Genomic DNA, 26,258 nt, shown 5'->3' on the forward strand with positions numbered 1-26,258 from the left:
CCGTGTCCTGTTTCTCTCACTCGCTGGCCCAGAGTTGGCGGCGACTTGCACGATCCGCTCAGAGAGATTGCGGCGCTATCCTCGCCGGCGGGAGTTGTCGCTGCGTGAGTGGAGCGGGCAATGGTAGCCGTACAAGAGACGGTCGAGCGCGTGAAGCGCATCGACGTCGACCAGTATCGTTATGGGTTTGAGACCCTGATCGACACCGAGAAGGCTCCCAAGGGGCTGTCGGAAGAGATCGTAAAATTCATCTCACAGAAAAAGAACGAATCCGCCTGGATGCTCCAGTGGCGGCTGGAGGCCTATCGGCGCTGGCTGACCATGCAGGAGCCGACCTGGGCCCGCGTCGACTATCCCAAGATCGACTTCCAGGATCTCTATTATTACGCGGCGCCGAAGCCGAAGAAGACGGTCTCGTCTTTGGACGAGATCGATCCGGAGATCCTGAAAACCTACGAGAAGCTCGGCATCCCCTTGCGGGAAGTCGCCATGCTCGAAGGCGTCGAGCCGAAGGTCGGCGAGGAAGATCCGGCCCGGCGCAAGATCGCGGTCGATGCGGTGTTCGATTCGGTCTCGGTTGCCACCACGTTCAAGGCGGAGCTGAAGAAGGCCGGCGTGATCTTCATGCCGATCTCGGAGGCGATCCGCGAGCACTCTGAATTGGTGCAGAAATATCTCGGCTCGGTGGTTCCGACCTCGGACAATTTCTATGCGACGCTGAACTCGGCGGTGTTCTCGGACGGCTCATTCGTCTATGTGCCGCCGGGCGTGCGCTGCCCGATGGAGCTGTCGACCTATTTCCGCATCAACGAGCGCAACACCGGCCAGTTCGAGCGCACGCTGATCATCGCCGACAAGGGCTCCTACGTCTCCTATCTCGAAGGCTGCACCGCGCCGCAGCGCGACGAGAACCAGCTGCATGCCGCCGTGGTCGAGCTCGTCGCGCTTGACGATGCCGAGATCAAATATTCGACGGTGCAGAACTGGTACCCCGGCAATTCGGAAGGCAAGGGCGGCATCTACAATTTCGTCACCAAGCGGGGCGACTGCCGCGGCAACCACTCCAAGATCTCCTGGACCCAGGTCGAGACCGGCTCCGCCATCACCTGGAAATATCCGAGCTGCATCCTGCGCGGCGACAATTCCCGCGGCGAGTTCTATTCGATCGCGATCTCGAACGGCTTCCAGCAGGTCGATTCGGGCACCAAGATGATCCATCTCGGCAAGAACACGTCGAGCCGGATCATCTCCAAGGGCATCGCCGCCGGCAAGTCGCAGAACACCTATCGCGGTCTCGTCACCGCGCATCGCAAGGCGACCGGGGCGCGCAACTTCACGGCCTGCGACTCGCTGCTGATCGGCGACAAATGCGGCGCGCACACCGTGCCGTACATCGAGGCCAAGAACTCCTCGGCAACCTTCGAGCACGAGGCAACGACCTCGAAGATCTCCGAGGACGTGCTGTTCTACTGCATCCAGCGCGGGCTCAGCCAGGAAGAAGCGGTGGGCCTCGTCGTCAACGGCTTCGTCAAGCAAGTTCTGCAAAGACTGCCCATGGAGTTCGCAGTGGAGGCGCAGAAGCTAATCTCGATCTCGCTCGACGGATCCGTTGGATAACGAAACCTCCCGCGAGCCCCTCGAATGCGGCTCGCCAGACGACGCATTTCAGGGGGCAGATCAGAATGGCGCTACTCGAAATCCGAGATTTGCATCTTGGTGTCGAAGACCGCGAAATCATTCGCGGGCTGCATCTTAGCGTCCATGCCGGTGAAGTGCACGCGATCATGGGGCCGAACGGCTCCGGCAAATCGACGCTCTCGCACGTCATCGCCGGCAAGCCGGGCTATGAGATCACCGGCGGACAAATCTTGTTCAGGGGCGAGAACCTCTTGCGGATGGAGCCAAATGAACGCGCCGCCAAGGGCGTGTTCCTAGCATTCCAGTATCCAGTCGAGATCCCCGGCGTGACCACCATGAACTTCCTGCGCGCGGCACTGAACGCCCAGCGCAAGGCGCGCGACCAACAGGAATTCTCCACCCCCGAATTTCTGAAAAGAGTCCGCGAGGTGGCCGGTTCGCTCAACATTCCCCGGGACATGATCAAGCGCGGCGTCAATGTCGGCTTCTCCGGCGGCGAGAAGAAGCGCAACGAAATTTTGCAGATGGCGTTGTTCGAGCCGAGCCTGTGCATCCTTGACGAGATCGATTCCGGCCTCGATATCGACGCGCTGCGTATCGTCGCCAGTGGCATCAACGCCTTACGTTCGCCGGAACGAGCGATGATCGTGATCACTCATTATCGGCGGCTTCTCGAGCATATCGTGCCGGACATTGTGCACGTGATGTCGAAAGGGCGGGTCATGAAGAGTGGCGGCAAGGAACTCGCGCTGGAGCTCGAGGCTTGTGGCTACGCCCAATTCGAAGACGCGGCCTGACGGCTCTAGGGACTTCCCGATGAAGCAGGTTTTGGTCAAAGCCGACGCCGAACGCGCAATGGGCAATGTTTTCGCTGCGGCGCGTGGACGGCTGCCTGGTGCAGGCCCTGTCCCCCAAATACGGGCGAGAGCATTCGAGGTCTACGAGCGTACCGGCCTCCCGCATCGGCGCATGGAGGATTGGAAATACACAGATCTGCGCGCCCTGATCAGCGAGGTGCTGCCACTCGCTCCGCGGCCGGATGCGGAGGCGCTGGTGCGCGCAAAGGTCTCGGTCAAGCAAGTGGCTGCCGATCAGGCGGTCAAACTGGTTTTGGTGGATGGCATATTCGCGCCGGAGCTATCCGATCTCGGCAGGCTGGAAAACGAAGTCGTTGTGCGGTCGCTGCGAGAGGTTCTGGAGAACTCGGCTACTGGGGGCATGGCCGGTCTGGTGCTGTCGACGACGAGCGACTCGGCGATCGCGCTCAACGCCGCAATGGCGACAGATGGCTTGGTGATTACGGTCGCCGACGGCAATGCGGTGGAGCGTCCAATTCAAATCGTTCACGTCGCAACCGGACTGTCGGTGTCCACCTTTACACGTTGCTATCTGCAACTCGGTAAAGGAGCGCATGCGGCCATCGTAGAAAGTTTCGTCCCGGCTGAACGCGCGAGTGGCTATCAAGCCAACGATGCGATAATCGCCCTGGTTGGTGACGAGGCGAGCCTTTCGTATATCCGCGTGGCAGCTGCTGCCTCTGACGCCGTGAACATCTCGTCGGCGATCATCGCAGTCGGCGCCAGGGCTAAGCTCGACCTCTTCAGCATGACCTGCAGCGGCTCCATCAGCCGCTATCAGGGATTCATCACGCTGGCCGGCGAGGGAACCAAGCTCTCGGCGAATGGGGTTAATCTCATCAGGGACAAGCTCCACGCGGACACAACGGTCGTGGTCGACCACGCCATGCCACATTGCACCAGTCGGGAGAAGTTCCGCGCGGTCGTAGACGATTGCGGTCGCTCGGTGTTTCAGGGCCGAATTATCGTTCGTCCCGCCGCCCGGAAAACGGACGCCACCCTGACGACGCGAGCGTTGCTCCTATCCGACCAGGCCGAGGTCGACAACAAGCCGGAACTCGAAATCTTGGCCGACGACGTGACCTGCGGCCACGGAGCGACATCGGGTGCGCTGGACGACACTCTCGTGTTCTATCTGCGCGCCCGGGGGCTATCAGAGAAGGATGCGCAGATGTTGCTGATTAAAGCGTTCGTTGGCGAGTCGATTGAGGAGATCACTTCCGAGAATCTGCGCGATTTTGTGACGGCGCAAGCTGAACACTGGCTAAAGGCGGGGCGATGAGCGCACATACCGCCGTGAGCAATGGCATTTACGAGGTCAACCGTCTGCGTACAGACTTTCCTGCGCTCGCCATGACGGTGTACGGCAAGCCGCTTGTTTACCTCGATAACGCTGCATCCGCGCAAAAGCCCAACGCGGTGCTTGACCGTATGACGCAGGTGTACTCCAGCGAATATGCCAACGTTCATCGCGGCTTGCACTACCTCGCTAACGCGGCGACGGAGGCGTATGAAGACGCCCGTGCCAAGGTGGCGCGGTTTGTGAACGCGCATTTAAACGAAGAGATCATCTTCACCCGGAGCGCCACGGAGGCAATCAATCTGGTGGCGCAGACGTTTGGCCGTGAACGCATTAGCGCGGGTGATGAGATCGTTCTCTCGATTATGGAACACCACTCCAACATTGTGCCATGGCACCTTCTCAGGGAACGACTCGGTGCAGTGATCAAATGGGCCCCAGTGGATGATGACGGAAACTTTTTGCTCGATGATTTTGAGCGACTGCTGACCCCGCGCACCAAGATGGTTGCAATCACACAAATGTCGAACGTGCTCGGCACGGTGTTGCCGGTGAAAGACGTGGTGAGGATCGGGCATGCTCGTGGTATCCCGGTGCTGGTCGACGGCTCGCAAGGATGCGTCCATCTGAGCGCCGACGTCTGCGACATTGATTGCGATTTCTACGTCATGACGGGCCACAAGCTCTATGGTCCGACGGGGATCGGTGTGCTTTACGGCAAGTCTGAGCATCTGGCATGGATGCCGCCCTTCAATGGCGGCGGGGAGATGATCCGCGACGTCTCGCGTTCCGGCGTCATTTATGGTGATCCGCCACATCGCTTCGAAGCGGGTACGCCGCCGATCGTCGAAGCCATCGGTTTAGGGGCGGCTATCGATTACATCAACTCAATAGGCAAGGTGCAAATCCGCAGGCACGAGCGCGCACTGCTCGCTTACGCGCAGGAGAGGCTGACGGACATCAACTTCGTGCGCATGATCGGGACCCCGGCCGAGAAGGGGCCGATCATTTCCTTTGATATGAAGGGTACGCATGCCCATGATATTGCTACCGTCGTCGACCGCGCTGGTGTAGCGATGCGGGCGGGGGCCCATTGTGCGATGCCGCTGCTCAAGCGCTTCGGCGTGCTGGCGACGTGCCGTGCGTCACTCGGACTTTACAATACACGTGAAGAGATTGATGTGCTCGTGCGTGCGCTTATCAAGGCGCGGCAGCTGTTATCGTGATCGGCGAGCCTACGACGCCGGGTGGCGAGGCAGCTCGCATTGAGATCTGGAGCATGAGGTCATGCACCTCATCGTCATCGTAGCACGTAAGCACCTGTAGATCTCAGCAGGCATAGATAGCATTGGCGAGCCTGTGTAGGCCACTCGGCCTTGCAGCCGGTCTTCCTGTTCGGCCGCTTTCGGCGAGCGCCGATTGCAGAGTATTGCGATCGCGGACACGCTCGAGTATTGGGCGGGCAATTTCACCCATAACCAGCCCTTGTTCCATTTCGAACAGGGCCAAGCCAAGAGTTCTCTGCCCAAAGCGTGATGTCGGGTTCGCAACAACACCCCCTATCACCGCACGAGGCGCGCTAAGCGATTTTGATTGCTCTGTTTTTTGTGCTCACGAGATGCTGGCATGCTGGTTGCAGAAGTCTTGGCAAGAAGCCGCCCTCGCAACAGCTAACCTTTGAAGGACATCAGATGAGTCTCGCCACGACCCAGAGCATCGCAGAAATCAGGGCTCGCAACAAAGAGCTGATCGAGGAGGTGCTGAAGGTCTATCCGGAGAAAACCGCGAAACGGCGTGCCAAGCACCTCAACGTTCACCAAGCCGGCAAATCAGACTGCGGGGTGAAGTCCAACATCAAATCCATACCCGGCGTGATGACGATCAGAGGCTGCGCCTATGCAGGGTCAAAGGGGGTGGTCTGGGGACCGATCAAGGATATGGTTCATATCAGCCATGGCCCGGTCGGCTGCGGTCAGTATTCGTGGGGCTCGCGACGCAACTATTACGTTGGCACGACGGGCATCGATAGCTTCGTGACCCTGCAGTTCACCTCCGACTTCCAGGAAAAGGATATCGTATTCGGTGGCGACAAAAAGCTGGTCAAAATTCTTGACGAAATCCAGGAGCTGTTTCCACTCAACAACGGCATCACGATCCAATCGGAATGCCCGATCGGATTGATCGGTGACGACATCGAGGCCGTGTCAAGAGCGAAATCCAAGGAATATGGCGGCAAGACCATCGTGCCGGTCCGTTGTGAGGGCTTTCGGGGTGTGTCGCAGTCACTAGGCCACCACATTGCCAACGACGCGGTGCGCGATTGGATTTTCGACCAGCTCGAGCCGGATGGCAAACCAAAGTTTGAGCCGACGCCGTACGATGTTGCGATCATCGGAGACTACAATATCGGCGGCGACGCCTGGTCATCACGAATTCTGCTGGAGGAGATGGGCCTGCGGGTGATCGCGCAGTGGTCCGGCGACGGTTCTCTGGCTGAGCTCGAGGCAACCCCGAAAGCAAAGCTCAACATTCTGCATTGCTACCGTTCCATGAACTACATCTCACGCCACATGGAAGAGAAGTTCGGTATCCCTTGGTGCGAGTATAACTTCTTCGGACCTTCAAAGATCGCAGAGTCTCTGCGCAAGATTGCGGGCTATTTCGACGACAAGATTAAGGAAGGCGCCGAGCGGGTGATTGAAAAGTACCAGCCGCTGGTGAACGCTGTGATCGCAAAATATCGCCCGCGCCTGGAGGGCAAGACGGTGATGCTGTACGTCGGCGGGCTCCGTCCGCGTCATGTGATTGGTGCATACGAGGACCTCGGGATGGAAGTCATTGGCACCGGATACGAGTTCGGTCACAACGACGACTATCAGCGCACAGCTCAGCATTACGTAAAGGACAGCACGCTCATCTACGATGACGTCAATGGCTATGAGTTCGAGCGCTTCGTCGAAAAGCTCCAGCCTGACCTCGTCGGCTCGGGTATCAAGGAAAAGTACATTTTCCAAAAGATGGGTGTGCCGTTCCGGCAGATGCACTCCTGGGACTATTCGGGCCCATATCACGGCTATGACGGCTTTGCGATCTTTGCGCGCGACATGGACATGGCGATCAACTCGCCGGTCTGGAAGAAAACGAAGGCCCCCTGGAATCAAGCTTCGAGGGCGAAGCTCCTGGCTGCTGAATAAATCAACTTATCTCGCTCTTTGGGAAAGCCGGGGCGACACCAACCTCGATAGTGAAGGATTTCAACAATGGCGCAGAGTGCCGAACACGTGCTCGATCATCTCGAGCTGTTCCGCGGTCCAGAATACCAGCAGATGCTGGCTAAGAAGAAGATATTCGAGAATCCTCGCGATCCCGCCGAGGTCGAGCGTATCAAGGAATGGACAAAAACGGCCGAATATCGCGAGAAGAACTTTGCGCGGGAGGCGCTAGCGGTAAATCCGGCCAAGGCATGCCAGCCGCTTGGCGCCGTATTCGCCTCTGTTGGCTTTGAGGGCACGCTGCCCTTCGTCCACGGCTCTCAAGGTTGCGTGGCTTACTACCGCAGCCATCTGTCGCGGCACTTCAAGGAGCCTAGCTCCTGCGTCTCTTCGTCGATGACGGAAGACGCTGCCGTATTTGGCGGCCTGAACAACATGATCGACGGGCTCGCGAACAGCTACAACATGTACAAGCCCAAGATGATTGCGGTCTCGACGACCTGCATGGCCGAGGTGATCGGCGATGACCTCAACGCCTTCATCAAGACGTCGAAAGAAAAAGGCTCGGTTCCGGCAGACTTCGACGTGCCATTCGCCCACACGCCAGCGTTCGTCGGCAGCCACGTTACCGGTTATGACAATGCGCTCAAGGGCATTCTGGAGCATTTTTGGGACGGTAAGGCCGGAACAGCGCCGAAGCTGGAGCGCAAGCAGAACGGGGCGATCAACATCATTGGTGGGTTCGATGGCTATACCGTCGGAAACCTTCGCGAGATCAAGCGCATCTTGGCGTTAATGGACATCCAGCACACGATTCTAGCGGACAATTCTGACGTTTTCGATACTCCGACAGACGGCGAGTTCCGGATGTATGACGGAGGCACGACCCTGAAAGATGCGGCCAACGCGGTTCACGCCAAGGCGACAATCTCCATGCAGCAGTGGTGCACCGAAAAAACGCTGCCATTCGTGGCTGAGCATGGACAGGACGTCGTATCCTTCAACTACCCCGTGGGCTTATCGGCAACGGATGACTTTATCCTGGCGCTGTCACGCATCAGCGGCAAGGAGATTCCCGAGCAACTCGCGCGAGAACGTGGCCGCCTGGTCGACGCGATCGCTGACTCCAGCGCGCATATCCATGGCAAGAAGTTCGCGATCTATGGCGATCCGGATCTTTGCTATGGGTTGGCTGGGTTTCTGCTCGAACTCGGCGCCGAACCGACCCATGTGCTGTCCACCAACGGCAACAAGGCGTGGCACGAAAAAATGCAGGTGCTGCTTGCAAGCTCGCCATTTGGGCAGGGCTGCCAAGCCTATCCGGGCCGAGATCTCTGGCACATGCGCTCACTCCTGTTCACCGAGCCAGTCGATTTTCTGATTGGCAACACCTATGGCAAGTATCTGGAGCGCGATACTGGAACGCCACTGATCCGCATCGGCTTTCCCGTTTTTGATCGGCATCATCATCACCGCTCCCCCCTGTGGGGCTATCAGGGCGGCTTGAATGTGCTGGTGAAGATCCTGGACAAGATCTTCGATGAGATGGACAAGAAGACAAACGTTCTTGGCAAAACTGACTACAGTTTCGATATCATTCGTTGATGAGCGACCGTGCGCGTGCCATCGCCAAAGCACTTGAAATGACACAAGCACACGAGGGTTGACCACGCAATTAGTTTGCGCTGAGAGGAAAAAGGATGAATTCACTAGCGGCCACGCTCCAGAATATTTTCGACGAGCCGGGCTGCGCCAAGAACGGCAGTAAGTCGGAGGCTGAACGCAAGAACGGCTGCACCAAACAGCTGCAGCCGGGTAGCGCTGCCGGCGGCTGCGCTTTCGATGGCGCCAAGATTGCGTTGCAGCCGTTCACCGACGTCGCTCACTTGGTGCATGGTCCGATCGCGTGCGAAGGAAATTCCTGGGACAATCGCGGCGCGGCGTCGTCCGGCGCGAATCTGTGGCGCACTGCATTCACAACCGATTTGAGCGAAACCGATATTGTATTCGGAGGCGAGAAGCGGCTCTGCAAAGCGATCAAGGAGATCATCGAGAAGTGCGACCCGCCCGCCATCTTCGTCTATCAAACCTGTATTCCGGCGATGATCGGCGACGACATCAACGCAGTCTGTAAGGCAGCATCTCAAAGGTTCGCAAAGCCGGTGATCCCGATCAATTCGCCGGGCTTCGTCGGCTCGAAGAACCTCGGTAACAAGCTCGCCGGCGAGGCCTTGCTCGAGTATGTGATCGGGACGCAAGAACCGGACTATACCACGCCGTATGACATCAACCTGATCGGGGAATACAACCTTTCGGGAGAGCTCTGGCAAGTGAAGCCATTGCTAGACGAGCTTGGAGTACGGATTCTCTCCTGCATCTCCGGGGATGGCAAATATCGCGAAGTCGCGTCATCTCATCGCGCGCGGGCGGCGATGTTGGTGTGCTCAAAGTCCATGATCAACGTCGCACGCAAGATGGAGCAACGCTACGGGATCCCGTTCTTCGAGGGGTCGTTCTACGGTATTCAAGATTCGAGCGAATCGCTGCGTCAGCTTGCCCGCTTATTGGTTGAACGCGGCGCGCCGACAGATCTGCTCGGGCGCACCGAAGCAGTGATCGCGCGCGAGGAAGCGTGGGCGTGGGCTGCGATAGAGCCGTACAAGCCGCGATTCGAAGGTAAGAAGGCCTTGTTGATTACCGGCGGCGTCAAGTCGTGGTCGGTCGTTGCGGCACTCCAGGAAGCAGGGCTTGAATTAGTCGGAACCAGCGTCAAGAAATCAACCAGGAAGGACAAGGAGCGCATCAAGGAGCTCATGGGGCAGGATGCCCACATGATCGAGGACATGACGCCGCGCGAAATGTATAAGATGTTGAAGGACGCAAAAGCGGACATCATGCTATCGGGCGGCAAGTCGCAGTTCGTCGCGCTGAAAGCGGCGATGCCCTGGCTCGATATCAACCAGGAGCGTTGCCACGCCTATATGGGCTATGTCGGAATGGTCAAGCTGGTGGAGGAGATCGATAATTCGCTCTCCAGTCCGATGTGGGAGCAGCTACGTCGACCGGCACCATGGGAAGCATTGGCCAAGGCGATGGTGCAGATACAATCGCCGATGGCCGCGATCGCCCGCGATCCGGCGCTCGCCGAAACCGCGCGCCGCGCGAGGAAGATCTGCGTGTGTAACAGAGTCGATTTGGGCACGATTGAGGATGCAATCTATGCGCACGGCCTGAAGAGCGTCGCAGCGGTCAGAGAGCATACCAATGCGGTCGGTGGCTGCTGCCAAAGACGCATCGAAGATATCTTGGTGTCCGAACCATCTGCCATGCGACAGGCCGCAGAATAGCGAGGCGTCATGGCAATCGTCACGGCGCCGACAAAAGCGTGCGCTGTCAACCCGCTGAAGATGAGTCAGCCGATCGGCGGCGCATTCGCGTTCATGGGGCTGCGCGGGGCGATGCCGCTTCTGCACGGCTCCCAGGGGTGCACATCCTTCGGTCTCACGCTCTTTGTCCGGCATTTCAAAGAGGCAGTACCGCTGCAGACCACCGCGATGAGCGAGGTCGCGACCGTACTCGGCGGCTATGAGAATCTCGAGCACGCTATACTGAACATCTATAACCGAACCAAGCCAAAGATCATCGGAATCTGCTCGACCGGTATCACCGAGACCAACGGCGACGATGTGGATGCCTACCTCAAGCTAATCCGGAGCAATCATCCGCAACTCGCAAAGTTGCCACTGGTGTATGTCTCGACGCCGGATTTCAAGGGCGCGTTCCAGGACGGCTGGGAAAAGGCTGTGGCGCGCATTGTGGAGGTGCTGGTGGAAGGGCCCAACGCCAGCGGCCTGCGGGATCCATCGAAGGTGAATGTTCTGCCGGGATGTCACCTCACGCCCGGCGACCTTGATGAACTCCGTGTCATACTGGAGGATTTCGGGTTGATCCCGTCCTTCCTCCCTGATCTGGCGGGATCGCTCGATGGGCATATCCCCGATGAGTTTACGCCAACGACCATCGGCGGCATCAGCGTCGACGAAATTGCGAGCATGGGCCGCGCCGGGTGGACAATTGCGATCGGCGCGCAGATGCAGCGGGCGGCAGAGGTCATGCAGGGCAAGACCGGCGTGCCTTTTCGTGTCTTCGAGCGGTTGTGTGGCCTGTGTCCGAATGACGAATTCATGACGTTCTTGAGCGAGATCAGCGGTCGCCCCATACCGTTGAAGTATCGGCGCCAGCGCGGTCAGCTCGCCGATGCAATGCTGGACGCGCACTTCCATATTGGCGGTCGCAAAGTTGCGATCGGCGCTGAGCCAGACCTCCTGTTCGATCTATCCGGCATGCTCCACGATATGGGCGCGCAGGTGACGGCGGCCGTGACGACCACTCAGTCGGGGGTGATCGAGCGGATTAAGACCAAGGAGGTACTCATTGGCGATCTCGAGGATCTGGAAGGGCTTGCCAAAACAAAGCATTGCGACCTGCTGATCACGCACTCGCATGGCAGGCAAGCGGCTGCTCGGCTGAAAGTCCCGTTCTATCGTACGGGTTTTCCGATGTTCGACCGACTTGGTGCGGGACACCAACTATCCGTGGGCTATCGTGGTACCCGCAATCTGGTCTTCGATATCGCCAATCTCGTGATCGCGCATCGTGAGGAGAACGATCGGCCTACGCCCGACAAATGGCGAACTGCGGCCGGATCGCCGCGATGCTCGGGATATCGCAGTTCCACCGGCGCAGCTGAGAGGTCGAGTGCATGAAGGTCGCGTTTGCCACTCAGGACCTGAAACGCGTCGATGCCCATTTTGGTTGGGCAAAGAATATCGCGATCTACGATGTCACGCCTAGCGGGCACGTGTTTCTCAAAGCGGTTGAGTTTGAGGGCGATCTAAAGGAAGACGGCAACGACGACAAGTTGGCGCCCAAGATCGACGCAATCAAGGATTGCGCAATCCTTTACGTCGGCGCCATTGGCGGTGCTGGGGCTGCGCGAGTGGTCGCCAACAAGATCCATCCTATCAAGGTGAACAAGCCAGAAAGCATTCTGGTGTTGCTCGAGAAACTCGAGCGCGTACTGAAGGGCACGCCACCTCCCTGGCTACGCAAGGCTATGGCAAAAGACCGACGGCGAACCTTCGAGTTCGACGAATGAGGTGATATGACCGCTAAAATAGAGCAGCAGGGAAACGCCGCCGACGCGCCGTTCCTCGTGGAGTTGATCAAGGTTTGGCGTGCTCAGGACACCAACGGAGCCTTGGAGGCGAGGAGCGATCTCGATCTGCTCGAACTCTATATTCTGGACAAGGAGAAACGGCGCGCATTGCCGATTATCGGTGATCCTGATCCCGATCCACTGTGGCGGCTTAAGCTTTTCTTCGATGCGGTCGCGCTCTCGATCGAGAGGGAGACCGGCGCGATGACCCAGCCGATTCTGGATCTGCATCATGAAGGATTCGCCCGCATGGTGCTCATCTCAGGCCGTCTGATCGCCGTGAACAAGCAGCTGCGCGATGTGTATCGCTTCGGATTTGATAGTTTGGTGAAGCTCGCGCAGCAGGGCGACAAATGTGTCAGCGACGGAATCGGCCTGATTCGGAAATTTCCGGACGTGGCGAACTATTGGGGATATTCATGAGCGATCGTGAAACACTGAAGGCCGAACTAAGGAAAGTGTCCGCCAAGGCGATACAGGCCAAGCTGGATCTGCACGACCTTTCGGAAGAATTGCCCATCAACTGGACCTCGATCATGGTGGTCGCGCAGAAGGCGTACGATGCTTATGCCGAACTTGAGCGCGAGAGTCTCGCCTTGAAGGCGCTAGAGAATACTTAAAAGGGGCAATGCATGTCGTTCCAAACACGAGACGGACGCGACTGGACGCCACAATACTTGATCACGATCGATGCAAAGAAATGCATCGGCTGTGGCCGCTGTTTCAAGGTGTGCGGTCGAGATGTCATGACTTTGAAAGGAATCGGTGAGGGAGGCGAACTTGTCGACCTCGACGACGAGGACGATGAGATCGAAAAGAAAATTATGGTTCTGAATGATCAAGGCGCCTGCATCGGCTGCGGTGCATGCGCCAGGGTTTGCCCGGCCAACTGCCAGACGCACACTTTGGCGGTACCTGAAGCAGCGTGAGCGAACACACTCGTCCTGTTGTGGCAGGCGAGATATACGTGAGGCAAGGCGCAATTGTGATCAGGTGAACTCAGGTGAGGACGGCATGCCAGAAGGATGTCGACCAAGCATCGAATAGCAAGATCGAGCGGCGAAAGCGTAAGCATTACCGAGGCGATGGTTGGCGCCTCGGGCTATGTCATGCCGGCATAATATCCGTTGCTCACGAACCACTCGTCCCCAAGGTTCGCGTATTCGTAGGAGGCGAGCTGCGCCTCGCGCCGCACTAGGTGGATTGAAGCCTGTCATGATTGAGGCCGAGGAGTCTACTTTGAAAGGCAGTTAGCCACTACATCTGGCGATTTGATCCGAGCGGATCCTGTGCATGTCTGCTTGCGGATCAGGAGAAGCTTATGTTCCCGCCGCGCCGCCGATCGTGGACAATGGTGTCTGCCTAGATGGTCGATTCTACAGGGACGGGATGCGCCGGGAACACCTTAGTTGGTCTTTTGCACACGCCCAGCGGGGACGACATTTCGCTGCCCCACATGGGCATCGAGCGCACATCGCAAAATCAGGACGCGGAACAATTGGCACGCAGGTCTCTAATTCTCGTTGCGGGTTCATGGGTCGATGTACGTGGTCGGGCGGGGTAACCCATCTGCTAATAGGAACGTGCAAGTCATTATCATAAGCATCGGTTTCTTCGACGGATCGTAGCCGCCGATATTACGTGCGATTCCACCCACAGATCGCGGCTAGTCGCAGCTACGCGCAGACTGCGCGGGGTAGCCACGTGTAAACGCTGAGTGCTTTGGTCAGGTTGTGGTCAGCTAGGAATTCTATCCTCGCAGGCAGAGCCGCGCGTGGGCGAGCTCGATTGCGTGCAACTTTTCTCATAGGAGAGCGGTCTGATGTATGGCAGAATCGTTGGCTCATCCAGCCAGTTCACAACCGGTAATGACGATTCGTCAGAAGCGGGAGATAGTCCCCGATTTGCGGAAACAGTTGCAGGGATGGAGCCAAGTGGGTCGTCATCCGAACCAGCGGCGTCATACTCTCTCGTTTCCGAACCGCCCATTAGAGAGATCCCCGACCGCGAAACCTTCAGGAGAGGAGTCGAGAGGTTCTTGCGCAGCGATATCATGCAGATCGCCGAGAACCCACAGGAATACTCAGATTTCGTCTCCCAGAAGGCTGAGCGCGCAGCAACCGTTGCTGGAAGTTACGCCTACACCTACGACGATCCAAATAAGCCAGCACGATTTTACAGCTACCGGTTGGGCGACGAAATTGTCGGGCTATTAAGAGCAGGAGGCCCGGTTCGGATCAAAGGAGACCAATTTCAACAACAGTTTGGGCGGAACGATATCACGTCCGTGGTAGATCTTAGGGTAACTCATCCGCTTGTCGAGAACGCTGGCGACATCTTGCTACAACATCTACTGCGAGAGGACGGCGACCATCCGCTGATCATGTCGAGGCCGGCCTTACCAGGCATGGAACCCCGCCTTGCGGACATGGGTTTTGTTCACGTGGGCCGTAACCACTGGGTGCTTGATCCTCACCAAAATCCCGAAGTGTGGACGAAGAACGAGAATGACAAGTGGCAGCGTGTAGACAAGCCTACGAAGTATCTTTCCAAAGCTGGGGGCAGTGATGTCGGTCCTCAGAGAAGCTACGACTCGGATTCCTCGGACGACGGCGCTTCAATTTACCTGGAGCGCGCTCTTAGGCGAATGCCCCTCGAGTAAATTGGCTGCATAGCAGCACCGGGCCTGAAATGATGGGCTTTCGACCGTTCTATAGCGGACGCAATGGTCTTACTTCAAGGGGCGACGCTCGCAGCGTCGCCCCGGCGGCCGAAACGACCGTCTAGCCCCTCTCCGAGGCTCTTACGATGCTCGCGGGGGATAGGCGATCCGAGGGGCCCTAACGGGGTTGCCACGGCCGTGGCCATCAACGAGCAGCAACGACCAGCCACCGCATGTAGCTATCCGGCAAATCGTGCAGAATGCTTGAAGCCGAAAGCTGTAGCTGGGCGGGCTTCATGGAAGGGCAGCACGGCCCAATCGTCGAACGAACTGGCCTAATTGTGCGTTGGTAATGGGGTGAGCTGCAATAAGCTTGCGCATTGGATTACCACAGACACGATCCGCTCAGGCACTTGCACACTTCTTGCACGTTGATTGCACAACGCAATGAAAAGCGCCTTGCAATAAGCGAGTATGAATGCAGCCAAATCCCATCTATGCAATTTGCGGCTTTAACGACATTCCGAGCCGCCAAGCCATGGGATTCCATCTTATGGTCGTTGAAGATGACGGCAATCACCGGCCGTGGTCCATCATTGTGGTGCGCTGGGGCAAAAAAGTGCTTGGCTATGTCAATAAATGCCCGCACAACAGCGTCAAATTGGATTGGGAGCAGAACCAATTCCTGGATCCTTGCGGCATCCGGCTGATGTGCGGCAAGCACGGTTCGACCTTCGAACTCGGCACCGGGCGGTGCGTCGAAGGTCCATGTCAGGGTAGAGCGCTCACGCCGATCGCGTTGGCAGTTCTGGATGGTGATATCTGTGTCCTCGGCGTGCGTCTTGTCGAAGACGATGCATCGCCAAACAACTGAAGACCGCCTCAGACCGGGCGGTTCTCGTTGCGGTTTTTCACCGGCTCCATCCTCTTTAGCCCGCCGTCGTAAGAGATCTCCTCATAGGACAGATCGAGATCCTTTGCGGCATCGAGGAGGTAATCAAGCTTGCCGCCCGGATCGAGCTTCTTGATGTCGTCCTTGTTGAGCCCGACCAGCTCCATCATCTCCTTCCAAACGGTCGATTCATCGCAGGGCAAGACGTGAAAGTTGATATCACCGAACTTGATTCGATATTTCGCCAGCAAATCGATGTTGTTGCAAAACATGAAGTAGCTGCCGGTTGGGCTTAAGGCGCCGTCAAGGACGGTCGCGACGTCAGCAAGATACGCGAAGGAGTGTAGGTAGCCGGCCAGCACCGGAATAGTGCGTTCTCCGTCCTGCGCGATCGTCAGAACCTGCTCGATCGAATAGTCCGGCGGTCGCTTCTCGTCGGCGACCTGAGTCTGGAACTTCAGTGCGACGTCGCCACGAAAGCCGAACCGGCCCGGCTTGGTAGTCGCGCCTTTGAGTACGGCGTTGAGCAGGCGGCCCTCCTTCTCAAATCTGCCGAGTGCGGTGTTCTCGATTGCAGTCATTAAATTCGTCCTCGATCTAAGCTCTTCACCGACGCCTTGGCCGGTGCCAGATGCGATGCAAATTGCTTGCCGTTGCATGCGTAGCTGCCCGCGCGTAGCTTAGAAAGAAAACGCGTCAGGGGGCCGCGCCTAGTCGTGTCAGGAACCCAACACCGGTTCCAAAGTCAACAGGCGCGGTCCGAAAAAGTGCGCATCATCAAGCGCCTGCGCGCTGGCACGTGACTTGCCCTTAACAGCTAGATCCAAGCTGATGAGGGAAAGCCGTGATCAACCTGACGGACAGCGCAGTGAATGCAATCAAGAGCGCGATTTCATCGTCGGCGCACCCGACCGGCGGTCTGCGCGTCATGATCGAAGCAGGCGGCTGCAATGGATTTAAATACAAGATGGGCCTGGCCGAGGAACCGAAGCCTGACGACACCGTGATCGAATGCGACGGGTTGAAGGTGTTCGTCGATAACAAGAGCCGTGAGCATCTGGTCGGCACGACCATCGATTTCGTGATGGCACTGGAGAGTTCTGGCTTTACCTTTCACAACCCGAACGCCACCGCGAACTGCTCCTGCGGAAAATCGTTCAGCTGATGAAAAAAATCGTTCAGCTGATGAAGAGGACATATCGAAGCATGCCGGCCGAACAACTGAGGCAATCGTCGTCCACTGCGACAGACCTAAAGCGTCGCATTCGCGGGGCTCTCGAAGAGATACGCCCCAATCTGCCACGCGATGATGGCGACTGTCAGCTGATAGGCATCGATGGCAGCAGCAGGATCATGGTCACGCTGACCGGTGCCTGCACGGTTTGTAGACTTCGCGGGTGACGCTGGAAGGCATTCAGGCGCGGCTGGTTGATCAATTCGGCGAATTGAATCTGGTCCCCGTTGCTGCTGCAGGCGAGGCAATGGATGAGCGAGGAATAGAATGCCGATCTACCTCGATAACAATGCAACGACCCGGACCGATCCATCCGTTGTACAAGCCATGTTGCCGTTCTTCACCGAGCAATTCGGCAATGCCTCGTCGACGCATGCCTTTGGCGACGAGGTCGCGGTCGCTGTGAGGCAGGCCCGGCATAGCTTGCGGGGCCTGTTAGGGAACGCATACGATCAAGAAATCGTTTTCACTTCGGGAGGGACCGAGGCGAATAATGCCGCGATCCTCTCTGCGCTTGCGACGCAGGAAGACCGAGACGAGATTGTCACCACCTCGGTAGAGCACTCCGCCGTTCTTGCGTTAACCAAGCAATTGGCGGCAAGAGGAGTCAAGACGCACATCGTACCCGTAGATTCCCGCGGCCGGCTCGATATCGAGGCGTTTCGCTGCGCGCTCGGGCCACGCACAGCGATCGCCTCGGTTATGTGGGCCAACAACGAGACCGGAACGATATTCCCTGTGGAGTTTCTGGCCGGGTTGACCCGTGAGGCGGGCGCGCTGTTTCACACCGATGCAGTCCAGTCCATCGGTAAGGTGCGCGTAAACCTAAAGGACAGTGCGATCGACATGCTGTCGCTATCCGCGCACAAACTGCACGGCCCCAAGGGAATCGGCGCGCTATATTTGCGCAAAGGGACAAAATTCCGGCCGCTGATCTGCGGCGGATCACAGGAACGAGGACGCCGCGGCGGGACTGAGAATATTCCCGGCATCGTCGGCCTGGGAAAGGCTGCCGAGCTCGCGGCGGAGCGGCTCGAACCGGAGCGCGTTCGCATTGGCGCGTTGCGCGACCGCCTAGAGCAGGGAATTTTGCACAATGGCGAGTGCGTTGCGCTCGGCGATATCAGCAATCGGTTAGCGAACACGGCCACTATTGCCTTCGATCATCTCGAAGGCGAAGCCATCGCCCACCATCTCAATCGGGCCGGTATTGCCGTGTCGCTCGGATCAGCCTGCAACTCCGGCTCAATGCAGCCTTCGCATGTTCTGCGTGCCATGCAGGTGCCGGCGTGGCGGATGCGCGGCGCGGTGCGCTTTTCTCTGTCACGTGAAACCTCGTTCGCGGAGGTCGATGAGGTCGTGTGCGCAGTGTCCGACATCGTGGCTCGCCTGCGCGCCACCTCCTGCGTCACAGCCAAGGAGTTGACCACGTGAAAATCATGATCCGCCGGTCTCCGGACGCGGGCCTGTCGATATACGTGCCAAAAAAGGATCTCGAAGAGCCAATCGTGGAATCCGAGCACGAGACGCTATGGGGCGGCTGGATCAAAGTAGCTAATGGCTGGGTGCTCGATTTGCCCGAGATGGCGAGCGACACACGGCTACCGATCACAATCAACGCTAAAAAACGGGGCGAGAACGGGGACGATCCCTGAAGGCGCCCCCGAAGATCGACTTTGTCGATGCGGCCGATGCAAAAGCCACGCTCGTGGACGAGGGCCGCGAGCATTGTTCCCCATCTCGGTCCTGGCCTCGCCGAATTGTGCAGATCCGATATGTCGACCACGCCAGAGGCGTTGCCCGGCTTCTTCGAGCGAGGTTCCGCTGCCGCGGCCGGCTAGGGGCAATGCGTTGGCGTCGGCGCGACAAGTCGAGATCAGCAAAGATCGGTCCGCCGTGACGGCATTGATGGCGCGGGCTTTCGCTCGGCCAGTTCAGCCGACGCGGTCGCGCCATCATCTTGCGTCCCTGTCGCTGCGAGTCATAGTCGACATCTGGTATGATGCCGCCAGGCGCCCGGCGCTGGATAAGCGCGATGGATGGGTCGAAGTGCAGGGTATCACCCGCGTCGGCATTGGCGAAAATCGCTGGTATCGCCTTTACGATTCGCTTGCCGAGAGGTCGGCAGTGCGGTGGCCGTCAGCTGGGCGACGGGGGTGCTGTACAAGTCGCATGGCAGCGTGCAGCCGGCCAACACCTTCCTTATCTCCGACGCGGACTACGTCAGGCGTTGACCGAAATCGACATTCAGACGCCAGTTCCGGACATCCATCAAGGAAAGGCGAACAGACCTTTCTCTTGATCGGCTGTCGCTTCAACGAACAGCTGTTGCGTAGCTATGCGGCGGTAGATCATCAAGCGCTCGGCCAGCACCCACTATGCCATCGTTGATGGGGACGCGCTCTCTCGCAACGAGCTCCGCTTTCTACTCGAGCAACGCCTGACACCGCTTGCGATTGGGTTCCCTTGCACGGTTGAGATACTGCTCACCCATTAGTGGCCTTATGAAGCCCGGATCCCCCAGCTCCTATCGTGGGAGCCGCAACGCGAGAAAACCCGTTCAGATGGAGCCGGTTCCGGCGAGCTTAGCGCGAGCATGCGCAAGCCGTGGAGCTCTGCGTGAGAATGACGACGTATCTGTCGCATCGTCAACAAGCGCATCATTGCTCTTCTTTCGTGCGCCAGCGACGATGGTTTCCGCTAACTCCTTGGCGTATGGCTGCAATTTCATCGTCTGCGCCATGGCATGCAAGTTGCTATCCAGCTTCTTTGATCGTCCTGGGGGGCGATGATGCCAGCAGGGAAAAATGAAAATGAACGCGGAAAGTATGTCAAAGCTGCAGTGGATAGCGGCAAGATGATGCAGCCCGCCCCCGAGCATAAGCGCTGCCGCGCTTCGGCCAAGACCGGACAGGCGAGCTGCGGCTCGCACGCAGGCCAAGGCGATCTGCCGACCGAAATCTGGGAAAAGGTCAAGAACCATCCCTGCTACAGCGAAGAAGCGCATCATCATTACGCCCGTATGCATGTCGCGGTCGCGCCTGCCTGCAACCTCCAGTGCAATTACTGCAACCGAAAATACGACTGCGCCAATGAATCGCGTCCGGGTGTGGTGAGCGAGAAGCTCACGCCTGAGCAGGCGGTCAGAAAAGTGCTCGCGGTCGCGACCAGCATTCCGCAGATGACGGTGCTTGGCATCGCTGGACCGGGCGATGCTCTGGCCAATCCAGCAAAGACGTTCAAGACGTTCGAGCTGGTCGCCAAGGCCGCTCCCGAAATCAAACTGTGTCTGTCAACGAACGGACTCGCACTGCCGGACTATGTTGATACCATCGTCAAGTCCAAGGTTGACCACGTCACCATCACCATCAACATGGTTGATCCCGAAATCGGAGCCAAGATTTATCCGTGGATCTTCTTCAACCACAAGCGATACACGGGTATTGACGCGGCAAGAATACTCACCGATCGCCAACTGCAAGGTCTCGAGATGCTTAGCGAACGAGGTATCCTGTGCAAGGTCAACTCGGTGATGATCCCAAACATCAACGACGACCACCTGATCGAGGTCAACAAGGCGGTGAAGTCGCGCGGTGCCTTCCTTCACAATATCATGCCGCTGATCTCCGCGCCCGAACACGGCACAGTATTTGGCCTCAACGGTCAGCGCGGACCGACGGCGCAAGAATTGAAGGCGCTGCAAGATGCTTGTGAAGGAGAGATAAAAATTATGCGCCATTGTCGCCAGTGCCGGGCCGATGCGGTCGGTCTGCTCGGGCAGGACCGCAGCGCAGAGTTCACCACCGATCAGGTCATGAAAATGGACGTCGAATATGACCTAGAGATGCGCAAGGCATATCAGGGCAGGGTAGAGCATGAGCGTGCCGCCAGAGTCGCGGTCGCCCAAAAGGAGCTTGCGAAATTTGCCGGGGAGATGAGCGCGATCACTCTTCTAGTGGCCGTCGCAACCAAGGGCTCGGGGGTGATCAACGAGCACTTTGGGCATGCAAAGGAATTCCAGGTCTACGAACTTTCTACATCCGGCGCCAAATTCGTCGGCCACCGCCGCGTGGACGTTTACTGCCAGGGCGGTTATGGCGAGGAGGACAGGCTTTCCGCCATCATGCGTGGCATCCATGACTGCCATGCGGTCTTCGTCTCCAAGATAGGCGGCTGCCCGAAAAGCAATCTGATCAAGGCAGGGATCGAGCCGGTCGATCAATATGCCCATGAGTTCATTGAGAAGTCGGCGATCGCCTGGTTCAGATCCTATCTGGATAAGGTGAAACGCGGGGAGATCCAGCACGCGCAGCGCGGCGACGCCGCGATCCCGCAAGGATCTCTTTTCTCCGCAGGCTAAGGGGGATATATGCCATTCAAGATCATCGCCTCGCAGTGTACGAGCTGTTCAGCCTGCGAACCCTTATGCCCGAACGTTGCTATCTCGGAGAAGGGGGGCAGCTTTGTCATTGAAGCGGCGAAATGCACTGAATGTGTTGGCTATTTCGACGAGCCGCAATGCGTCGCCGCCTGTCCGGTCGACAATACCTGTGTGGTTGACACGTCCTTTCCTCGCTACCAGGCGCCAGTCTAAAGTGTGAACCCCATGAACGGCACGCCAAGAGCGGGTGCTGAAAACGTCGCAAGCTTCGTGCTGCGCGTTGGCGGCGGCGCGGACGCCGACGTTCGGTCCTCCATCACGGACGACGACTGCGCTGGCTTGCCCTGCGATCGTGCTGTTGCTGGTCGGCAGCACGGCCCTGGCGGGCATTTCATTCTGCGCGGCGGTCCAAGGCGTTTCGCGATTCCGAGAGCGGCCTTCCTACCCAGCGCTGCTGTCGTCGATGAGACTGACCACGCCGCGCGAGTATGAAGTGATGCAGGATCTCGCCTGCCGTGGGCGAGGCAGCTTCCTACATCTCTAGAGGGAGCGATGCATGAGGAGCGGTACATGAACAGCATTGTTCGCGACAGCGACGTCGTCGAGCTCAGCGACCCGCCCGTCTTCAGCTTTGGCCAAAAGCTGCGAGCCAATCGCACCATCCGCAATGATGGCACCTATCGCGGCAAGGAGATTGGCGACGTCTTAGTCAAGAAGGGGGAGGTCGGTTATGTCGTCTCGATCGGCACGTTCCTGCAGCAATTCTACATCTACGGCGTTGAGTTTTTGGAAAGCGGCTACCGCGTTGGCATGAAGCGCAAGGAGCTAGAGCCGGTGGACACGTGCGAGGAGATCGATGATCTGCCATTCCCGGAGGAGTCATGACTCAGCCCGGCGTTCCGAAATATCAGCGGGGCCAGCGGGTCAAAACCGCAGTCGACCTCATCAACGACCACTCATATCCCGACATGGAGCCCGAGGGAGTCTTGCTCGCGGCCGGAGCGACCGGCGAGATCATCAACGTCGCGATCCATACCGAAGCGAACGTGCCGATCTATATTGTCGATTTTGGTGAGCAGATGCTCATCGGCTGTCTTGAAGAAGAAATCACAGTGCTTTGAATGGAGGCTTCGCGATGAATGCCGCGCTGATGAGAACGGTAAAGGCCGGGCTGGTGCCTCACCCCAACGAACTCGATCGCAAACGGATCGAGCGCGGCTTGAGCTCGCGCAAGCGTTATCTCTACGTCTCGCCGAACGTGACGCCGGTGAGGGGCGGCTACCTCGTCGAGAGCCCCTGTTGCTCGCGCAACATCGACAAGGATGGCGCTCTCATCGATGTCGCACTGATTCATTATGATGCCGTGAGCGGGATCTGGAAGCTGTTTCGCAAGAACCACGCGCGAGGAACCTGGGAATTTTACAGCCTTTACCATCGGTTGACTTCTGCAATCGACGAATTGAATGCGGATCCGGAGCGTCTGTTCTGGCAATGACGCCGCGCCTTTGACGAGTCATAGAGGAGCCACGATGGCGCTCACCGCGGAGGAATTGATCGAAATCGAGCGGCTGCTTGCAGCCGATCGCGCCGAGATGGGTCCGTTTGTCGAGCTGCGGCACCGCTTTCCACAGCTTGCTTGGGTGCGCTGTGATGCGTCGGATGTGGCGGATCAGCCGTTCCGGCAGTTTCCGCGTTTCGACCTTCATCTGATCGATGGATCAGATCACTGCGTGCAGATTACGGCCGATCCGACGCGGGCGACCGGCATCGTATTGGCCAAAAGGAATGTGCGGCGGTGAGCACTGAACTAGCAGAGTATCGGCTTGATGGTGCGCACACTGTGGAGGAGAATACATCATTCATTCCACTGTTCGATTCCGATATCACCTTCTCTGAGCTCTCTGCCGTGGAGACGCTGCTGTGTTCGCCGCAAATTTCCAACGGGCGGATCACTGAGGCGTTTGAGCACGCTTTCGCCGCCTATCTTGGTCGCAAATATGTTGATGCGGTCTCGAGTGGTACCATCGGGCTCCTGCTTGCGCTGAAGGCGCTCGGCATCGGCCCGGGGCAGGAGGTTTTCGCCTCGCCCTACTCCTTTCGCGAAACCGCGCATGCCACCAGTCTCGCGGGCGCACGAGTGGTATTTGCAGATGTCGATTATTGGTCGGGAGCATTAGTCCCAGCGAAGGCCAAAGAGCGCATCACGGCCAACACGCGGGCGATTGTCGCCGGCAATCCTAACGGTCATCCCGCGCCGTGGTCGGAACTGCGTGCGGTCGCGCAGCGCCATCAGCTGCTGCTTTTGGAGGATTACACCGAGGCGATTGGATCGAGCTACAAGGACGGATTGAGCATACGTCGCTTGTGGCAGCGTTGCCTGGTGCGGATCGTGATCCACACAAATGCGGGAGCACGCCGTGCGGTTGGAGGCACGCACTCGTGTTAAGTCCGCGCGAGAAATGCTCCAAGCGGGTGAAGAATACCTGCTCGATAGTACAAAAGGCGCGGCGTCTAAGGCGCGGCTTGAGCCCCCACGCGCCAAGGTGCCCGAGTCGAGATCGTCGGTGTACGGTCGGGATCCTTAGAGTTGCCAAAACAGGGGATCGGTATGAGCTCGCAAGAAGTCATCATCCACGTCCGCTTCGGTCCGGACGGGAGGGTGATCCAGATCAGTGAGCGTCCGGCGAAGCTCACGCCGATCCAATGGTTTGATGTCCTGAACGCCCGTGCCAGCTCGGCTTATCGGCCGCTCGCTCGTGGCCGCGGGATTTTTCGGCTGAGCCGGACTGCGATCGAAGCCTTCAAGCAGGAAACTGCGAGGCCGGGATGAGCGAACCGATAATCGGCGACCTGATGAGCGATAAGACGGAGGTTTTTGCCGTCTGCCCGGCCGATGCCCTCGAGCGGAGTGGGGCCATGGGCTTCAGCCTGTCGCGGATCGATGATAGGGGCGAGAGCCGCCCGTTTCCAATTATTGTGGTGCGCACCTTCGGCAACGACTATTTTGGTTACGTCAATCGTTGTCCGCATGAGAGCGTCTGGCTTAACATCGGCACCGGTGCGTTTTTCTCGTCAGACCGTTCCTTTCTCAGATGCGGCCGGCACGGCGCAAGATTCGAGATCGACACTGGGATGTGCATCGACGGCCCCTGCGATGGACAATCGCTTGAGCCGGTACCGCTCGCCGTGATCGAAGGTGACGTCTGCCTGTGCGGCGTCAGGCTGCTGGAGGACGATCGGTCTGCCGACCCGTTCGCGGACAGCGACGAAACCATGGATATCACGATCCATCCGGACTAACGGGCCTATCGCTTTGTTATGCTCAAGCTGCTTGAGGCGCCTTGCCGTCGGATGAAGCCGTCGTACTCGTGAGCGTTGGCAGATGCGTGTCACGGCTGTTGATTTGTGAGACAAAACGGGCACCTTGCGCGGATTGCAGCCCTGCCACTCCGCGACCTCCGTCGCACCAAGAAGCTGCCCTTGCACTAGCTCGCCAAATCGAGCGGGCAGGCAGGACATGCTTCCTACTGCAGGCGATATGTTGGAGAGGGAAATGCCCCCGGCGGCTGGAAGTTCGCCGAGGGCATCGTCTGGGCTGGGAGAATGTGGGGCCCAGACTGACAGGACCGTTTGGGGAGGAGGAATGACGATCCTGTGTCAAAACTCTTTGGCCGGCGGACGCAGCTGGCGTTATTGCCTGCGCTGCAACTGCCATGCCACTCCGTTCGTGCGAGGCCCTTAGCGGATGTCAGCTAGGACCCGTTAGGAGCAAATGCATGTGAGCAGGTGCTCGTTGTTCGTCGCAAATTTGCCGCTGCAAGCGCGTCTTGACGTGTATCGTGGGAAGCCTGCGGGCCGCTGCGTTGCCGGTTTAACGTTCCTGCCAATCGGGATTGCGGCCGGCTTGGTCTGCAGCCTCAAAGGTGGCTCAGCAATCATCGCTGTCTCGTTGGGCTCTTGCGACAGGCGCTATCTGTTGAGCAAACGATAGATCGGCAGCGACGGAACACAGCAGCAGGCCGAGGCGGGAGGTCAAATGCTATGCGAGTTTTGTCGTGTCCGAAACAGAAGCGAACGACGTTGTCGCAACCTGCGCAATAATTGTGAGTCGCGCCGCGAAAAGGAAGGGATCGTTGGACAAACGAACGTTACGCATCTGGTGTGCAACTTGCTTTGGAGAAGTTGAATGATGAGCAAGTGATGCGGGAGTAAAAAGGTCGCGATGATGGCAGAAGAGGTTGGAATTGATCAAAGAGGCTGATCCGGACGCGAAGGTGTCTATCGCTGATCTTCAGCGATGACAACCACTATGGCACCCGCTCATTTCGCCAGCATTGGCAAGCGCGAGTGGGAATCAGTAGCATCAAAGTCTTCGATGCAGCGTTTAATCGTAAGAGATTGTGGGAGCGACGTGCTCGCACCTTGTCATCTTTTCAGATGAAGCCCATTGATCACAGGACAGGCGCATGAACTCAGAAGCCGAATTCGAACTTCCTCAACTTTATAGGCATCATGTCTTTGCCTGCAACATGCAGCGTCCGCCAACTCATCCGCACGGCAGCTGTGGCGCCTTTGGCGCGCAAGCCCTGTGGGATCGAATGAGCAAGGCGGTCGAAGCGCAAGGCCTCAACGATATTGGCTTCACGATGGCAGGCTGCCTTGGCTTTTGTAACGCTGGTCCCTTGATGGTAGTCTATCCCGATGGAGTGTGGTATCGCGCGACCACGCCTGAGGACGTTGACGAAATCGTAAACTCCCACCTCAAGCAGGGCAAACGTGTCGACCGCCTTGTGATGGTGCTAAAGCGAAGCTAGAGGCTTCGCCCAGCGGCCACGTGCCCGGGCTAGCAAGCATGGACGGCTTG

The 26,258-nt window shown here is 58.1% G+C and carries 27 protein-coding genes and 1 pseudogene; 27 read left to right on the forward strand and 1 reads right to left on the reverse strand.

Going from position 1 to position 26,258, the window contains the following annotated elements:
• Nucleotides 1-120: 120 nt before the first annotated feature.
• From sufB to ACTEK7_RS35420, 14 genes are all read left to right on the forward strand, one after another.
• Nucleotides 121-1,617, forward strand: coding sequence for a Fe-S cluster assembly protein SufB (sufB, locus tag ACTEK7_RS35355; protein WP_225129599.1), 1,497 nt, complete (start codon nucleotides 121-123; stop codon nucleotides 1,615-1,617).
• Between the two features lie 65 nt (nucleotides 1,618-1,682).
• A complete protein-coding gene (gene sufC / locus ACTEK7_RS35360; RefSeq protein WP_225129597.1) occupies nucleotides 1,683-2,435 on the forward strand; it encodes a Fe-S cluster assembly ATPase SufC in 753 nt (250 codons plus the stop codon).
• 19 nt (nucleotides 2,436-2,454) lie between these two features.
• Nucleotides 2,455-3,777, forward strand: a complete 1,323-nt coding sequence (gene sufD, locus ACTEK7_RS35365; protein WP_225129595.1) for a Fe-S cluster assembly protein SufD — start codon at nucleotides 2,455-2,457, stop codon at nucleotides 3,775-3,777.
• Entirely contained in the window at nucleotides 3,774-5,021 is a 1,248-nt protein-coding gene (locus ACTEK7_RS35370) for a cysteine desulfurase (RefSeq protein WP_225129593.1), read from the forward strand. Before sufD ends, ACTEK7_RS35370 begins: the two co-directional genes overlap by 4 nt.
• Before the next feature lie 465 nt (nucleotides 5,022-5,486).
• Complete coding sequence (gene nifD, locus ACTEK7_RS35375) at nucleotides 5,487-6,989, forward strand: nitrogenase molybdenum-iron protein alpha chain (protein ID WP_225129591.1); 1,503 nt, start codon at nucleotides 5,487-5,489, stop codon at nucleotides 6,987-6,989.
• Nucleotides 6,990-7,055: 66 nt separating this feature from the next.
• The gene (gene nifK / locus ACTEK7_RS35380) at nucleotides 7,056-8,612 is read left to right on the forward strand and encodes a nitrogenase molybdenum-iron protein subunit beta (RefSeq protein ID WP_225129590.1); all 1,557 of its coding nucleotides are present in this window, start codon (nucleotides 7,056-7,058) and stop codon (nucleotides 8,610-8,612) included.
• Nucleotides 8,613-8,707: 95 nt separating this feature from the next.
• Nucleotides 8,708-10,354, forward strand: coding sequence for a nitrogenase iron-molybdenum cofactor biosynthesis protein NifE (gene nifE, locus ACTEK7_RS35385; protein WP_225129588.1), 1,647 nt, complete (start codon nucleotides 8,708-8,710; stop codon nucleotides 10,352-10,354).
• Between the two features lie 9 nt (nucleotides 10,355-10,363).
• The gene (nifN, locus tag ACTEK7_RS35390; RefSeq protein WP_225129586.1) at nucleotides 10,364-11,773 is read left to right on the forward strand and encodes a nitrogenase iron-molybdenum cofactor biosynthesis protein NifN; all 1,410 of its coding nucleotides are present in this window, start codon (nucleotides 10,364-10,366) and stop codon (nucleotides 11,771-11,773) included.
• Nucleotides 11,770-12,165 carry a nitrogen fixation protein NifX gene (gene nifX / locus ACTEK7_RS35395; protein ID WP_225129584.1) on the forward strand — a complete coding sequence of 132 codons (396 nt, stop codon included), beginning with the start codon at nucleotides 11,770-11,772 and terminating at the stop codon, nucleotides 12,163-12,165. The genes nifN and nifX overlap by 4 nt, the downstream gene beginning before the upstream one ends.
• Nucleotides 12,166-12,171: 6 nt before the next feature.
• Nucleotides 12,172-12,648, forward strand: coding sequence for a NifX-associated nitrogen fixation protein (locus tag ACTEK7_RS35400; protein WP_225129582.1), 477 nt, complete (start codon nucleotides 12,172-12,174; stop codon nucleotides 12,646-12,648).
• Entirely contained in the window at nucleotides 12,645-12,845 is a 201-nt protein-coding gene (locus ACTEK7_RS35405) for a CCE_0567 family metalloprotein (RefSeq protein WP_225129580.1), read from the forward strand. Before ACTEK7_RS35400 ends, ACTEK7_RS35405 begins: the two co-directional genes overlap by 4 nt.
• Before the next feature lie 12 nt (nucleotides 12,846-12,857).
• Nucleotides 12,858-13,154: a ferredoxin III, nif-specific gene (gene fdxB, locus ACTEK7_RS35410; protein WP_225129578.1), complete on the forward strand. Its 297-nt coding sequence runs from the start codon at nucleotides 12,858-12,860 to the stop codon at nucleotides 13,152-13,154.
• A gap of 893 nt (nucleotides 13,155-14,047) precedes the next feature.
• Nucleotides 14,048-14,887, forward strand: a complete 840-nt coding sequence (locus ACTEK7_RS35415; protein WP_225129576.1) for a host specificity protein — start codon at nucleotides 14,048-14,050, stop codon at nucleotides 14,885-14,887.
• A 478-nt stretch (nucleotides 14,888-15,365) separates the two neighbouring features.
• Complete coding sequence (locus ACTEK7_RS35420; protein ID WP_225129574.1) at nucleotides 15,366-15,761, forward strand: Rieske (2Fe-2S) protein; 396 nt, start codon at nucleotides 15,366-15,368, stop codon at nucleotides 15,759-15,761.
• A gap of 8 nt (nucleotides 15,762-15,769) precedes the next feature.
• Here the strand turns inward: ACTEK7_RS35420 and ACTEK7_RS35425 are convergent, their stop codons facing one another.
• Nucleotides 15,770-16,360 carry a hypothetical protein gene (locus tag ACTEK7_RS35425; protein WP_225129648.1) on the reverse strand — a complete coding sequence of 197 codons (591 nt, stop codon included), beginning with the start codon at nucleotides 16,358-16,360 and terminating at the stop codon, nucleotides 15,770-15,772.
• 263 nt (nucleotides 16,361-16,623) lie between these two features.
• On the opposite strand from ACTEK7_RS35425, the gene ACTEK7_RS35430 reads away from it, so the two are divergent.
• From ACTEK7_RS35430 to ACTEK7_RS35490, 13 genes and pseudogenes are all read left to right on the forward strand, one after another.
• Entirely contained in the window at nucleotides 16,624-16,944 is a 321-nt protein-coding gene (locus ACTEK7_RS35430) for a HesB/IscA family protein (RefSeq protein WP_225129572.1), read from the forward strand.
• A gap of 41 nt (nucleotides 16,945-16,985) precedes the next feature.
• Nucleotides 16,986-17,180 carry a NifU family protein gene (locus ACTEK7_RS35435; protein WP_225129570.1) on the forward strand — a complete coding sequence of 65 codons (195 nt, stop codon included), beginning with the start codon at nucleotides 16,986-16,988 and terminating at the stop codon, nucleotides 17,178-17,180.
• A 100-nt stretch (nucleotides 17,181-17,280) separates the two neighbouring features.
• Complete coding sequence (gene nifS, locus ACTEK7_RS35440) at nucleotides 17,281-18,447, forward strand: cysteine desulfurase NifS (RefSeq protein ID WP_225129568.1); 1,167 nt, start codon at nucleotides 17,281-17,283, stop codon at nucleotides 18,445-18,447.
• The gene (nifT, locus tag ACTEK7_RS35445; protein WP_027571421.1) at nucleotides 18,444-18,668 is read left to right on the forward strand and encodes a putative nitrogen fixation protein NifT; all 225 of its coding nucleotides are present in this window, start codon (nucleotides 18,444-18,446) and stop codon (nucleotides 18,666-18,668) included. The genes nifS and nifT overlap by 4 nt, the downstream gene beginning before the upstream one ends.
• Nucleotides 18,669-19,873: 1,205 nt before the next feature.
• Nucleotides 19,874-21,373, forward strand: a complete 1,500-nt coding sequence (gene nifB, locus ACTEK7_RS35450; RefSeq protein WP_225129646.1) for a nitrogenase cofactor biosynthesis protein NifB — start codon at nucleotides 19,874-19,876, stop codon at nucleotides 21,371-21,373.
• A gap of 9 nt (nucleotides 21,374-21,382) precedes the next feature.
• On the forward strand, nucleotides 21,383-21,607 hold the full coding sequence (locus tag ACTEK7_RS35455; RefSeq protein ID WP_225129566.1) for a 4Fe-4S binding protein: 225 nt from the start codon (nucleotides 21,383-21,385) through the stop codon (nucleotides 21,605-21,607).
• 357 nt (nucleotides 21,608-21,964) lie between these two features.
• The gene (locus ACTEK7_RS35460) at nucleotides 21,965-22,279 is read left to right on the forward strand and encodes a nitrogen fixation protein NifZ (protein ID WP_225129565.1); all 315 of its coding nucleotides are present in this window, start codon (nucleotides 21,965-21,967) and stop codon (nucleotides 22,277-22,279) included.
• A complete protein-coding gene (locus ACTEK7_RS35465; RefSeq protein WP_225129563.1) occupies nucleotides 22,276-22,515 on the forward strand; it encodes a nitrogen fixation protein NifZ in 240 nt (79 codons plus the stop codon). Before ACTEK7_RS35460 ends, ACTEK7_RS35465 begins: the two co-directional genes overlap by 4 nt.
• Nucleotides 22,516-22,529: 14 nt before the next feature.
• Nucleotides 22,530-22,889, forward strand: a complete 360-nt coding sequence (locus tag ACTEK7_RS35470; protein WP_225129561.1) for a DUF3024 domain-containing protein — start codon at nucleotides 22,530-22,532, stop codon at nucleotides 22,887-22,889.
• Between the two features lie 34 nt (nucleotides 22,890-22,923).
• Nucleotides 22,924-23,193, forward strand: coding sequence for a DUF6129 family protein (locus tag ACTEK7_RS35475; protein ID WP_225129559.1), 270 nt, complete (start codon nucleotides 22,924-22,926; stop codon nucleotides 23,191-23,193).
• Between the two features lie 41 nt (nucleotides 23,194-23,234).
• Nucleotides 23,235-23,744: pseudogene (locus tag ACTEK7_RS35480) on the forward strand (aminotransferase class I/II-fold pyridoxal phosphate-dependent enzyme); the annotation flags it as partial.
• A gap of 476 nt (nucleotides 23,745-24,220) precedes the next feature.
• Nucleotides 24,221-24,694, forward strand: a complete 474-nt coding sequence (locus ACTEK7_RS35485; RefSeq protein WP_225129556.1) for a Rieske (2Fe-2S) protein — start codon at nucleotides 24,221-24,223, stop codon at nucleotides 24,692-24,694.
• 1,166 nt (nucleotides 24,695-25,860) lie between these two features.
• Nucleotides 25,861-26,208, forward strand: coding sequence for a (2Fe-2S) ferredoxin domain-containing protein (locus ACTEK7_RS35490; protein WP_225129554.1), 348 nt, complete (start codon nucleotides 25,861-25,863; stop codon nucleotides 26,206-26,208).
• Nucleotides 26,209-26,258: the final 50 nt, after the last annotated feature.

Source organism: Bradyrhizobium sp. JHI2711, assembly GCF_056156565.1.